Annotated in this window: 14 protein-coding genes; 9 read left to right on the forward strand and 5 right to left on the reverse strand. The window is 57.2% G+C overall.

All coding sequences use genetic code 11. The features are described from left to right. Positions 1-650: 650 nt before the first annotated feature. The 9 genes from ACIOU6_RS24340 (at position 651) to ACIOU6_RS24380 (ending at position 10058) form a co-directional block, all read left to right on the forward strand. Complete coding sequence (locus ACIOU6_RS24340) at positions 651-1268, forward strand: hypothetical protein (protein WP_401139107.1); 618 nt, start codon at positions 651-653, stop codon at positions 1266-1268. Further along, a complete protein-coding gene (locus ACIOU6_RS24345; RefSeq protein ID WP_401139115.1) occupies positions 1244-1828 on the forward strand; it encodes a colicin-like pore-forming protein in 585 nt (194 codons plus the stop codon). Before ACIOU6_RS24340 ends, ACIOU6_RS24345 begins: the two co-directional genes overlap by 25 nt. A 766-nt stretch (positions 1829-2594) precedes the next feature. Beyond that, entirely contained in the window at positions 2595-2948 is a 354-nt protein-coding gene (locus ACIOU6_RS24350; protein WP_339494275.1) for a hypothetical protein, read from the forward strand. A gap of 267 nt (positions 2949-3215) precedes the next feature. Beyond that, complete coding sequence (locus tag ACIOU6_RS24355) at positions 3216-4175, forward strand: MoxR family ATPase (RefSeq protein ID WP_003218556.1); 960 nt, start codon at positions 3216-3218, stop codon at positions 4173-4175. Between the two features lie 5 nt (positions 4176-4180). Beyond that, the gene (locus ACIOU6_RS24360; protein WP_221733546.1) at positions 4181-5125 is read left to right on the forward strand and encodes a DUF58 domain-containing protein; all 945 of its coding nucleotides are present in this window, start codon (positions 4181-4183) and stop codon (positions 5123-5125) included. Next, on the forward strand, positions 5122-5619 hold the full coding sequence (locus ACIOU6_RS24365) for a DUF4381 domain-containing protein (RefSeq protein ID WP_221733547.1): 498 nt from the start codon (positions 5122-5124) through the stop codon (positions 5617-5619). The genes ACIOU6_RS24360 and ACIOU6_RS24365 overlap by 4 nt, the downstream gene beginning before the upstream one ends. Next, on the forward strand, positions 5612-6691 hold the full coding sequence (locus tag ACIOU6_RS24370; RefSeq protein ID WP_221733548.1) for a VWA domain-containing protein: 1080 nt from the start codon (positions 5612-5614) through the stop codon (positions 6689-6691). The genes ACIOU6_RS24365 and ACIOU6_RS24370 overlap by 8 nt, the downstream gene beginning before the upstream one ends. Continuing rightward, on the forward strand, positions 6688-8424 hold the full coding sequence (locus tag ACIOU6_RS24375) for a tetratricopeptide repeat protein (protein WP_401139108.1): 1737 nt from the start codon (positions 6688-6690) through the stop codon (positions 8422-8424). Before ACIOU6_RS24370 ends, ACIOU6_RS24375 begins: the two co-directional genes overlap by 4 nt. Next, on the forward strand, positions 8421-10058 hold the full coding sequence (locus ACIOU6_RS24380) for a BatD family protein (RefSeq protein WP_401139109.1): 1638 nt from the start codon (positions 8421-8423) through the stop codon (positions 10056-10058). Before ACIOU6_RS24375 ends, ACIOU6_RS24380 begins: the two co-directional genes overlap by 4 nt. A gap of 112 nt (positions 10059-10170) precedes the next feature. On the opposite strand, the gene ACIOU6_RS24385 is transcribed toward ACIOU6_RS24380, so the two are convergent. From ACIOU6_RS24385 to ACIOU6_RS24405, 5 genes are all read right to left on the reverse strand, one after another. Then, positions 10171-10473, reverse strand: coding sequence for a hypothetical protein (locus ACIOU6_RS24385; protein WP_064587862.1), 303 nt, complete (start codon positions 10471-10473; stop codon positions 10171-10173). Positions 10474-10733: 260 nt separating this feature from the next. Then, the gene (locus ACIOU6_RS24390) at positions 10734-11195 is read right to left on the reverse strand and encodes a hypothetical protein (protein ID WP_401139110.1); all 462 of its coding nucleotides are present in this window, start codon (positions 11193-11195) and stop codon (positions 10734-10736) included. Between the two features lie 181 nt (positions 11196-11376). Then, on the reverse strand, positions 11377-11529 hold the full coding sequence (locus tag ACIOU6_RS24395; RefSeq protein WP_401139111.1) for a hypothetical protein: 153 nt from the start codon (positions 11527-11529) through the stop codon (positions 11377-11379). After that, positions 11523-11717: a hypothetical protein gene (locus tag ACIOU6_RS24400; protein WP_401139112.1), complete on the reverse strand. Its 195-nt coding sequence runs from the start codon at positions 11715-11717 to the stop codon at positions 11523-11525. The genes ACIOU6_RS24395 and ACIOU6_RS24400 overlap by 7 nt, the downstream gene beginning before the upstream one ends. Beyond that, positions 11710-12051, reverse strand: a 342-nt coding sequence (locus tag ACIOU6_RS24405) for a hypothetical protein (protein WP_401139113.1), incomplete at its 5' end; no start/stop codon positions are given. The genes ACIOU6_RS24400 and ACIOU6_RS24405, both read right to left, overlap by 8 nt.

The following is a 12051-nucleotide window of genomic DNA, read 5'->3' on the forward strand; positions in this document are numbered from 1 at the left end:
GGGTGACAGGTGGGTGAAGCTGGACGAGACACTCAGGTCACATTCACCTTCCATGAATGGGCATCTGCAAAAGCGACTGTCAGGGCTGCCGACAATGCCTTTACGGGTGCTCATCCGTTGCGCAGCTTAATGGGTGCGACAATGTGTCTGCTTGCGGTGCTGCGACATATTCGGTCAATGGCACGCAAACAAAGGCATTCGCACCGTTCAACACTAGCATTTGTGCCACAGAACGTCGGTCTGAATGCCCGTATTTACGGGACATTCGTGCCAGGTGCAGACCATTTGCCGCTACATATCCAGAAACGAAAACGCCGCACTATCGACCTTGAGCGTGGCATCGGGTTCAGCACAGGTGCCTGACGCAGATCCATTTGAACCTGAAGTTACTACCTGAGCGAAGAACGTTCCCGCTCAGTCTCTTCAATGCACTGAGCATTTCCATATCCACCTGTGCACCCCACTACAAGTCAAACTAAAACAACAAGATAACCACCCTTCATCTTTTCTTACAATCTGTAAAGAAATAACCCACAAACATCTCGGAACATATTCGCGGGTCCCGACTTGGCCGAAGCGCAACTCAATGCTAACAATACAAACACCTACCGCCCGACGGATCGGGCCTTAAATGCACAAGGAACTTGCACATGTCTCAACTGGAACTCCCAGGAATGATTATCTATGGCGACGGCTCATGGGAAATCATCAACTTGAATCCCGACAAGATTCGCGGTGATATCCGCAAGAATTACCCCTTGGGGAATCCAATGCATGGATTCACCCTCGCGCTTCAGAATGACTACCATGCACGCCAGCAAAATCTTGAAGCCATCCTGCAATCTGAATTAAGCCACGTCGATAGCAGACATCCACCCATTTCGAACATGACACCCGACGCATGGCTGTCTCGCACCCTAAACATAGTCAATGAATTGTTATTCCAGAAAAACACTGAGCTCCAACAACAATTGCAAACCGTAAAAACCGCAAAACAATATGCAAAGTTGGAGGCCACTTACAATGCGATGATCCTCAACGATCAAATTGCAAACCTTCAGGTCAAACAAACCAACTTGTACGCGCAAATGAATCGTCGCCAAGCGGAGGCTATGAAGCCGCACGCCAAGCGCAGGAGGCTCGTAAACAGGCGCACGAGCAAGCACGTCTGGCCGCCATTGCCGAGGCCCACCGCATCGCTGAAGAGAAGGCGAGAATCGCCGCAGAAGAGCAAACCAGGCAGATCGATGATTACAAACGTGCCGTAGCTTATGTCGCAGACGCGAACAAATACATCCTTGATAACTATGGCAAGAACCTGCATCAGGTCGTCATGGATCTGCAAAAGGACATTTCGGGGAAGAAGATCAGAAGCTATACGGAGGCGATGCAGACTTTCGAGAAAGTGCGGACCAATCCCAATGCGCGGCTCAGTCCGCAGGATACTCGCGCGATTGTGGACGCGCTCAATGCGCTGGATAAAGCGACCTATATGGACAGTGTCAATAAGCTCGCCAAGGGGTTTGGCGTGACCGGAAAAATCGTTCAGGCGCACTCCGTTGTCACCAAGGCAGTTATTGGTTTTCAGGATGGCAACTGGAAGCCCTTGATGTTGGAGTTTGAAAGTATCGCTGCCGGAATCGGGGCAGGTGCGATTCTGGCTATCGGTGCTGCGTTTTTCTTTCCGACGCTTGCAGTGAGCACACCCGGTATCGTGGCGGTCGGCTTGCTGATAGCCGCAGTAGCAGCCTACTTGAATGCTGGCAACGTAGAAAAAATAAATATATTCATCCTCGAAAAACTAGATAGGGCATTACCAGAAACATAAGAAACCCGCTCTAGCAGGATTGAGGCCATCTGCTCGGCCCAAGCCTGCTACAGAACCCATATAAGCACGACACATTGGAGAATGCCTTGTGATTAAAAAGACACCGGAAATAACGGTACCACTATTGGCAGTCGGGATTTTCTGCATTCCGATTTTTCTTATAAACCTCCTACTCCCCGCAGCGCCACAAACCAGCTGGGACTTCGCACTCAACGAATTCGTGGACGAAAAACTATTTGGCCTGATTGGATTCTGGTCCTCTGCATTCCCTTTCAGTTCAAAAATAACCGCAAACTATATCGCATTCACAGGACCAATATTTGCCAGCACGATCTTCTGCAAGATATATAAAACAATGAATATTGACCCGACACAGTACCAAACACACCTTTTCGCAAGAATTATCGTCGGTATATTCTTCACCGCTTTCATTACTCTATTTTGCACGCTCGCATTTTATTTAACCAACACTGACTTGGGGCAGAGCACTGGAAGGTTTGGCAATTTATTCGGCCGCAACGTACTTTTCTATTCCATATACTCTTCAGGAATGCTGATTCTTTTTTTCCTGATTCCCTTTTCCTTCCATCGCCTTTTTTTTACTTCCCACGTCTCATGATTAAAAAATCGCAGGAAAAGAAAAGACAGAGCCACTCAAAATGAACGTCCTGTACTTTCCTTGAAACGCAAGCCTGCAAAAAAAAATCCAAGCTGGCAAAATCGCGGTTTCGAACCTCTTGCGCCCGTTCAACCAGGAATACCCCCAATGCAAATGACTACCGCCCTACTGATCGTCAACCCGTGCGACGACGAAGAAGACAACATGGCCATGCTCTGCTGCCACAGCGACAAGGGCGACATGTTCCTGATGAGCCGCTACCCGGACGAGGACGAGCTGGAGATCACCCTGGATGGCGAGCCTTCGACGCTGGACGGCGTTAAAGTCACACTGACATCGACCCTGCTGAAGATCGAAATCGCCGCGACAGATGCCGATGTGTTGAATGGGGATGATGTGCTGGAGATCACCTTTAACCCGGATATGGTGGATATGAAAGAGGTTGTCGAGACCTTGACGAATATCCTCGACGGGACTGGCACCTTCATTAACGAGGTTTGATGGCGTCCGGTCTGGCCCCATCGCGAGCAGGCTCACTCCTACAGGTCGGTGTACGGCGATCCATTGTAGGAGTGAGCCTGCTCGCGATAGGGCCGGCACAGGCAAGCAATCCCCCCTGCTACAAAATTCCAACAACTCCCACGGTCATTTCCCGCACTTTGCGCAAAATGCCGTTAGTCGCCACCCCCCGCGATGGATTAAAGTAACGCCCCCAGCCCCGGTGTTATCCAGACGCCCGTGGCCACCCCTTTCCAGGAACAGTCATCGATGGAACATCGTGAAGCGCTGCTGGCGCTGCGAACCTTTCTTTCAACGCAGATTCTCGGCCAGGAAAAACTCATCGAGCGTTTGCTCATCGCCCTGCTCGCCGACGGCCACATGCTGGTCGAGGGCGCTCCGGGTCTGGCCAAGACCAAAGCGATCAAAGAACTCGCCGAGGGCATCGAAGCCCAGTTCCATCGTATCCAGTTCACACCCGACCTGTTACCCGCCGACATCACTGGTACCGAGATCTATCGCCCGGAAACCGGCAGTTTCGTGTTCCAGCAAGGGCCGATCTTCCACAACCTGGTGCTGGCGGACGAAATCAACCGTGCCCCGGCCAAGGTGCAATCGGCGCTGCTCGAAGCCATGGCCGAGCGCCAGGTCAGTGTCGGGCGCAGCACCTATGAGCTGTCGCCGCTGTTTCTGGTAATGGCCACGCAGAACCCGATCGAGCAGGAAGGCACCTATCCGCTGCCGGAAGCGCAGCTCGACCGTTTCCTGATGCATGTAAAAATCGGCTTCCCCGACGCCGCCGTCGAACGCCGCATCCTCCAGCAAGCCCGTGGCGAAGCGCTGAACGGCGAGACCAAGCCCGAACGCCGGGTCAGCCAGCAGGCGATCTTCGCCGCGCGCAAGGAAATCCTCGGTTTGTACATGGCCGATGCCGTGGAGGAATATCTGGTGCAACTGGTCATGGCCACGCGCACGCCGGCCAAGTTCGATCCGGAGATGGCCGAGTGGATCGCTTACGGCGCCAGCCCGCGTGGCTCGATTGCCCTCGACCGCTGCGCCCGCGCCCATGCCTGGCTCGCCGGGCGCGACTTCGTCAGCCCCGAAGACATTCAGGCGGTGCTGTTCGACGTGCTGCGCCACCGCATCATTTTGTCGTTTGAAGCCGAAGCCGCTGGCATCGATCAGGATCGTGTGGTGCAGCGGATTCTCGACGTCGTAGCCGTCGCTTGACCCCCATGAACGCCCCTCTGCCATCCGAACCGGGCATCCGCGTCAGCCTCGCCGAGCTGATCGAGATGCGTCATCGCGTGCGCGAAGTGCAGCTGTTTTCCACGCCGAGTCAGCGCAGCCCGCTGATCGGTCTGCATCACTCGAAATTCCGTGGTCGCGGCGTCGACTTCGATCAGGTGCGGGTCTATCAGGCCGGCGACGACGTACGCACCATCGACTGGCGCGTGACGGCGCGAACGCAAGAACCGCACACCAAACTGTTTCATGAAGAGCGCGAGCGACCGATTTTCATCATGGTCGAGCAGAGCACGCGGCTGTTTTTCGGCTCAGGCCTGATGTTCAAGTCGGTGCTGGCGGCGCAAGCGGCGGCGTTGATTGGCTGGGCGGCGCTCGGCCATAACGACCGGGTCGGCGGACTGGTGTTCGGCGACAACGAGCATTACGAGATCAAGCCTCGGCGCAGCAAGCAAAGTTTGCTGCAATTGCTCAATCGCTTGGTCAAGGTCAATCAATCGCTGCACAGCGAACGTGAACCGGATCGCGATGCCTTTGGCGTGGCCCTGCGGCGCGCCCGTGAGGTGCTGCGCCCGGGCAGTCTGGTGATCGTGATCTGCGATGAGCGCGCCTTGTCCGACAGCGCCGAACAACAACTGAGCCTGCTGTCGCGCCACTGCGATCTGTTGATGTTGCCACTGTCCGATCCGCTCGATCACGCCCTGCCCGCCGCGGGATTGCTGAGATTCGCCGAGCGTGGTGCACAGCTTGAACTTGATACGTTGAACTTTGAACTGCGTCAGACCTATCGCGCCCAGGCCGAAGCACGGATCGCCCGCTGGGAACTGCTCGCCCAAAAGCTGCGCGTGCTGCTGATGCCGTTGAGCACGCAAAGCGAGTTAGTCGAGCAAATGCGTGAATTCCTCAACCCGCAGCGTCCGGGGAAAGGTCGATGAACGACCTTGATCAGCTACAACCGCTGATTTCGCCGCCACCGATCGCCTTCTGGCCACCGGCGCCGGGCTGGTGGCTGCTGCTTCTGTTATTGCCGCTGCTCGGTTTTGCTGTGTGGCGGCTGCGGCGTTTCATCCCGATCAAGAAACGCCCGATCGTGCGTGCTGAACAACCGCTCGACCCGGTGCGCATCGCCGCCCTCGCCGAACTGGCACAGATGCCCAAACCCTACGACGGTGCGCCGGCCGGGGCGTGGCTGCAACAACTCAACGGCCTGCTCAAACGACTGTGCCGCAACCATTACCCCTACAGCCAGAGTCATACGCTCAATGGCCGCAAGTGGCTGGCATTCCTCGACAACCGCTGCCCGGCAGCGGGCCTGACGCGCTGGATGGTGTTGGTCGAAGGTGCTTACAAACCGGAGTGCAAACTCGACGACAAAGCCATCGCCGGCCTGACCCAAGCGGTCGACACCTGGATACGCAAGCATGTTTGAATTCGCCTGGCCGTGGATTTTTGTCTTGTTGCCACTGCCGTGGTTGATGCGCCTGGTGCTGCCGGTGGCCGACAGCGGCGAGCCGGCGCTTAAAGTCAGTTTCCTGTCTGATCTGGAAGGTCTCGCCCGCCGCCGCGCCCGGGCTAACCTGCCGGCGTGGCGCCAGCAGGCACCGTTCATGCTGCTGTGGTTGTTGCTGTTGATCGCCGCTGCACGCCCGCAATGGCTTGGTGAACCGTTGCCGATTGCCGCCAGCGGTCGTGATCTGTTGGTGGCGGTGGACGTGTCCGGTTCGATGGATTTCCCGGACATGCAATGGCAGGACGAAGAAGTCAGCCGTCTGAATCTGGTACAGCACCTGCTCGGCGATTTCCTCGAAAGCCGCGACGGCGACCGCGTAGGCTTGATCCTGTTCGGCAGTCAGGCTTACCTGCAAGCACCGCTGACCTTCGACCGCCACACCGTGCGCGTGTGGCTTGATGAAGCGCGGATCGGCATCGCCGGCAAGAACACCGCCATCGGCGACGCCATCGGTCTGGCCCTCAAACGCCTGCGCATGCGCCCGGCGCAAAGCCGCGTGCTGATTCTGGTCACCGACGGCGCCAACAATGGCGGCGAAATCGATCCACTGACCGCAGCGAAACTCGCCGCCAGCGAGGGCGTGAAGATTTACCCGATCGGCATCGGCGCCAATCCTGAAGACAGCGGTTCGACCGGTTTGCTCGGGGTCAATCCGAGCCTGGACCTCGACGAGCCGGCACTCAAGGCTATCGCTGAAGTGACCGGTGGCCAGTATTTCCGCGCCCACGATGGCAAAGAGCTGCAAGCGATCAAAGAAACTCTCGATCAACTCGAACCGGTGACCCAGCAACCGACCCAGGCGCGCCCGGCGCAAGCCTTGTATCAATGGCCGCTGGCGCTGGCCTTGTGGCTGAGCCTGTTACTGGTCGCCCGCGAACTGTGGCCGGACAACCCGCTGCAACGCCTGTTCACCAAGGAACTGTATCTGCAAAGTCCACTGCCTGACTGGCGCGAACGCCTCAAGCGCCTGCGTCTGCGGAGGCGCCGATGATCGCCCTCTGGCCACACTGGTTCCGCCCTTGGTGGCTGTTGTTGTTGCCGCTGCTCGGCTGGCTGATCTGGCAACTCTGGCACCGACAAAAGCGTGCCGGGCGCTGGCAGATGATTCTGCCGCCCGCATTCCACGCCACCCTGCTCAGCGGCGGTAACGGTCGCAACAGCAAACTGCCGTGGATCGTCCTAGGCGGGGCATGGTTGCTGGGCCTTCTGGCGCTGCTAGGGCCGAGTTGGGAGCGCGTCGAACAGACCAGCCAGAAACCCGCCGATCCGTTGGTGGTGGTGCTGGAACTGACGCCGGAAATGCTCGCCACCGATTCACCGCCGACGCGACTGGAACAGGCGCGGCGCAAGCTGTTCGATCTGCTCCAGGCACGCAGCGACGCGCAGACCGCCATCGTCGTCTACGCCGGCAGCGCCCACACGCTGGTGCCGCTGTCGGATGACCTGGCAACCAGCCGAAACCTGGTCGACGCGCTTAAACCGTCATTGATGCCACAAAGCGGTCATCGTGCTGACCTTGCCGTGGGCAAAGCGTTGGCATTGCTCAAGCAGGGCGCACTCGGTCAGGGCCGAATTCTGCTGATCGGCTCATCGCTGAGCGAAGAGGAACGCCAAGGCATTCGCCGCGCGCTGAGCGGGCATTCGGCGCAGTTGTTGATGCTCGGCATTGGCACCGCTGAAGGCGCACCGATTGCTCAGGAGGACGGCAGTTTCCTCAAGGACGAGCAAGGCGCGATTCGCGTACCGCAACTCGACAGTCCGGGGCTTGGTGCTTTCCTCAACAGCGTTGGCGGCGAGTATCACCCTGCCCGACTGGACGAAACCGACCTGCGTGCCCTCGGCCTGCTGGATGGCCCGCGCAGCTTACGCGACGACGGTCAGACCGTGCGCCTGGATACGTGGGCCGATCAGGGTTACTGGCTGCTGTTGCCATTGTTGCTACTGGCCGCGTGTGCCGGACGACGCGGCTGGCTGTTTTGCCTGCCGCTGCTGTTCTGCCTGCCACAGCCGAGCTACGCTTTTGACTTCAAAGACCTGTGGCTGCGCCCTGACCAACAGGGTCTGCACTTGCTCAATCAAAAGCGCCCGGCCGAAGCAGCGCAACATTTTGACGATCGCCAGTGGCAAGGGGTGGCGCTGTACGAGGCCGGCGACTACAGTGGCGCCGCCCAGCGTTTCGCCGAAGGCGGTGATGCTCTCGACCACTACAATCGTGGCAACGCTTTGGCCAAAAGCGGTGAGCTGGAAGCGGCCATTGACGCCTATGAGCAGGCGCTGGAGTTGCAACCCGATTTGCGCCCGGCGCAGATCAACAAGGCGTTGGTGGAAAATCTGCTCAAGCAGAAAAACACGCCGCCGCCCGTCGAACCGGACAGTAAACCCACCGAGCAAAACTCGCCGGGCGAAGAACCGTCGACCGCCACCGCACCACCGGCGGCGGTGAAAAGTGAATCCCAGAGCGAGGCCCAGCCTGCCGAGTCGGCCAACGAGCCGCCGCCGACCACCCCACCGCAGCCGGGCCCCAATGAAGTGCCGGGCGACGAGCCGGAAGAGCAACGAGACACGACGCCGACACTGCAGCCAAGCGTGGACAACCTCGCAGGCGAGCAACGTCAGGCACTGGAACAATGGCTAGGCAAGATCCCGGACGATCCGGGCGAACTGCTGCGACGCAAATTCTGGTACGAACAGCAACAACATCAGGATCAGGAAAAAACTCGATGACCCGCTTCACCGCTCTCTTGCTGCCCCTGCTGATCTGCACGGCCACTGCCCACGCGGCCGAGCTGACGGCCAGCGTGGATCGCAGTCGCCTGAACTCCGGCGAGACGGTCGAACTCACCCTCGAAACCAGCGATGTCACCCAATTCGGCAAACCCGACCTGACCCCGCTGGAGCCCCTGTTCGAAGTGCGCGGCACGCGGCAGGTCAACCAGTTGAACACCCTCAATGGCGACAACCGCGCCACCACACGCTGGATCATTACCCTGCTGCCGAAAGAGAACGGCAGCGTGGTGATTCCAGCGTTGCAGATGGGCGATGTGCAGAGCCAACCGATCAGCGTGCAAGTGGTCGAAAGCGACACCCGCGAAGACAAGAACAGCCTCGACCCGGTGTTTATCGAAGCCAGCCTCGATCAGTCCAGCGTCTATGTGCAGGCCCAGGCCATCCTGACCCTGCGCATCTACCATTCAGTGTCGCTGTACGACGACAGCAGCCTGACCCCGCTGAAAATCGCCGATGCGCGCATCGAGCAACTCGGCGACACCCGCACCTACGAAAAAGACATCAACGGCGTGCGCCACGGCGTGATCGAGATGCGCTACGCGATCTATCCGCAACACAGCGGTTTGCTGAGCATCGCCCCGCAAACCTTCAGCGCGACGCTGGTCGACACCCAACCCACGCAGGACTCGAACGCACAAGGGCCGAAACCGGGCAAGCTGCTGCGGGTCAGCTCCGCCGAAATCCCGCTCACGGTCAAACCGAAACCGCTGACCTATCCCGCCGACGCGCCCTGGCTGCCCGCACGCAGCCTGAGCCTGAGCGAAAGCTGGAATCCGGAGCCGGAACACACCCAGGTCGGCGACTCCCTGACGCGCAGCCTGACCCTCAAAGTCGAAGGCCTCGCCAGCTCTCAATTGCCGGCGCTGCCCGCCACCGACGTCAACGGCCTGCGCCGCTACCCGGATCAACCGGTGCTGAACAACCAGAGCAGCGACCGTGGCCTGACCGGCAGCCGCGAAGAACGCGAAGCCCTGGTGCCGAGTCGCAGCGGCGCAATCGAACTGCCGACTGTCGACGTCGTGTGGTGGAACACCTTCGAAGATCACATGGAACACACCAGCCTGCCCGCGCGCACCCTGCAAGTGGCGAACAACCCGAGCCTGCAGGTCGACACCCCGGCCGGCAACCTGCAACCGAGCGTCGTCGACAACGATGTGCTGTGGTGGTGGAAACTCAGCACCCTGATCCTCGCCTGCACCACCCTACTCGGCTTCGGCCTGTGGTGGCGTGCGCGCTGGCAACCGGCAATCCACCGCGCCGCACAAACCGGCCCGAGCCCACGCACGTTGCTGGATGACATCAAACGGGCGAGCCAGGCGAATGACCCGCAAGCAACGCGGCAGGCACTGGATGCGTGGGCGCGGCAGCAGCCGGAAACGCTAGCCGATATGGCGGCGCGGTTTGTGCCGCTTTCCGACGCCCTCGACGGCCTCAACGGCGCGCTCTACAGCGAGACCGGGCAGCATTGGCAGGGTGAAGATCTGTGGCGGGCGATCCGCACGATTCCGGCGGCGGAACGGGTGCAGGACCCGGTCGGTGACAGTGGGTTGCCGCCGCTTTATCCGAAGTAAAAAGCAAAAGATCGCAGCCTGCGGCAGCTCCTACAGAGATATGTGTAGGAGCTGCCGCAGGCTGCGATCTCTTGATTTTGCTTTAGGTAAAAAAGGCTGAAGACATTCGGAATCAATAGTTGAATTTCGTTTTCACTTGTTCGCCTTCGCGGTAGGAGAGAACGAAAGATTTCCAGGGCTCACCGCGGCTGACGGCGTTTGCCTGTAACTGGTCCACCAGACGAAGAATTTTCGCCACGTTTATGTCGGTTTCAACATTCCAGTCCTCAACCCCGTCTTTCTCGACGGCCAACTCCGTTTCTATATAACCCTCTCCCAGCTCCACACCATATCGGAACGCGTCATAGCCATGGACGATGCCTGCTTCGACCACCTGGAAAATTTCCTCGACGATTTTGATATCTTCAGTAATCACTCTTCAACCCTCGGGACTGGGAAAATGCGGAATCTCCTCAGAGCCATCCACATTACTGCTCTAACCAAAACTTGTTACATTACTTGCCAATTACAGCGTGTTCACATTTGATCAACCGTTCTAAAACAGCCTGTTGGGGAATCTAATATCGAGCTAAAAACAACATAGCACCCATAAAAAACCACCAATGCTCACTGCTAGTAAAACGGGGACAGACTACGTTTTCGGAGTACTTTCTAAACGTGGTCTGCCCCCATCATTTACCCGTATGTCTCAAGAAATCCCTTGTCACTCGATTCAACGGTAAGCACTGCTTCCTCATACCCCTCAAGGTCATCGCTCAGCCAGGTTTCCCCTGGGCGCAGCAGATGAAACTTCACCGTCGCATCGAATTCGTCACCCGAAATGACTCCCTGCAGAATTCCCGGCTGACCTGACTTGTTCCACGCCTCAAACACTAAAAACAAGTACGAGAGCGCGCATGCCAAAAAATCAGCGTTTACATAATCATCGGCATGGATCGAGTTAACGAAACATTCATATCCCGTTCTATCTAGGAAATTCTTCAGGCTTACATGCTTCTGGAAGCCCTCCAGACTCGTCAAAAAAACACAACCATCCCGCTCCACGAAACCGGACCTTGCGATATCCGCCAACTCGCCATCCAGAGGAGCACACCCCACACGAGCGAGCATTTGCTCCATTTCACAGTTAAGTTTCACACACATTCCTCAAGCATCACGCCACTCCGCCAAACACCAGGGCTGCAAGGGTGTATCGCGCACGGACAAATGCCGAATACAGAACCGGGGACACTGAACCGAGGGCAGACTACAGTTTATTTAAACGTAGTCTGCCCCCCCCAATTTATTGCTTACTCCGCCAGTCAGAGAGTGCGGCCCGTTAATTTGAGCTCTTTCCATAATCAAAACCTTCGGGAATGTCAGGCCAAACTGGCTTTACGAGCAACGCATCCAGATCGTCATAGATATCCCTGAAAAAATTCGCAAGATCCATGAAATTCATACGTGAATGCACCAGCGCCGCCGTCAGCATGACATCATCCCCACTCTCTCTGGCGGAGGCCATTTTAGACATATTGAAAAAAGCTTTCTCAGTCTTTCCGACAACTCGGCCTCCCAATTCAGCTTGTAATCAGCCTCCCAACTGTCATCGTCAAAACCACCGGTTTTTTCTTTCACCAATTGGATGATCAGGTTTTTCACCGACTCGAAATCATTCATTCAACTTTCTCTTTTCCGCGCGGGCTTTTTTTGTTTTTGCTTTATTTACCGAACCATCGAGGTTCAACACAACGTTCAGATCGTTAAATTTATCGAAGACCTCAAGGTGATCATTGTGAATAAAACGGGGATAAAACGGGGACAGACTACGTTTTCGAGTACTTTCTAAACGTGGTCTGCCCCTGAGGGATCCCCGATTTTTCTTACAGAAAATCAAGAAGTTGGAATATTGAAGAGGCCTGCATGAGTCGGCAACTTGGTTTGCACCACACAAATACAAGAAACCGAACCCATGCAAGCCATCCGATTTTTGCACAGAGCGCTCGCTCAAGCA

The sequence above is a fragment of the Pseudomonas sp. NPDC087615 genome (assembly GCF_044743445.1).
GTDB classification, from domain to species: Bacteria; Pseudomonadota; Gammaproteobacteria; order Pseudomonadales; family Pseudomonadaceae; genus Aquipseudomonas; species Aquipseudomonas baetica_A.

Coding starts and splice junctions, on each gene's coding strand:
- ACIOU6_RS24340 (WP_401139107.1), top strand. CDS start 651: ATGTCTCAACTGGAACTCCCAGGAATGATTATCTATGGCGACGGCTCA.
- ACIOU6_RS24350 (WP_339494275.1), top strand. CDS start 2,595: ATGCAAATGACTACCGCCCTACTGATCGTCAACCCGTGCGACGACGAA.
- ACIOU6_RS24355 (WP_003218556.1), top strand. CDS start 3,216: ATGGAACATCGTGAAGCGCTGCTGGCGCTGCGAACCTTTCTTTCAACG.
- ACIOU6_RS24360 (WP_221733546.1), top strand. CDS start 4,181: ATGAACGCCCCTCTGCCATCCGAACCGGGCATCCGCGTCAGCCTCGCC.
- ACIOU6_RS24365 (WP_221733547.1), top strand. CDS start 5,122: ATGAACGACCTTGATCAGCTACAACCGCTGATTTCGCCGCCACCGATC.
- ACIOU6_RS24370 (WP_221733548.1), top strand. CDS start 5,612: ATGTTTGAATTCGCCTGGCCGTGGATTTTTGTCTTGTTGCCACTGCCG.
- ACIOU6_RS24375 (WP_401139108.1), top strand. CDS start 6,688: ATGATCGCCCTCTGGCCACACTGGTTCCGCCCTTGGTGGCTGTTGTTG.
- ACIOU6_RS24380 (WP_401139109.1), top strand. CDS start 8,421: ATGACCCGCTTCACCGCTCTCTTGCTGCCCCTGCTGATCTGCACGGCC.
- ACIOU6_RS24395 (WP_401139111.1), bottom strand. CDS start 11,529: ATGCTGACGGCGGCGCTGGTGCATTCACGTATGAATTTCATGGATCTT.
- ACIOU6_RS24400 (WP_401139112.1), bottom strand. CDS start 11,717: ATGAATGATTTCGAGTCGGTGAAAAACCTGATCATCCAATTGGTGAAA.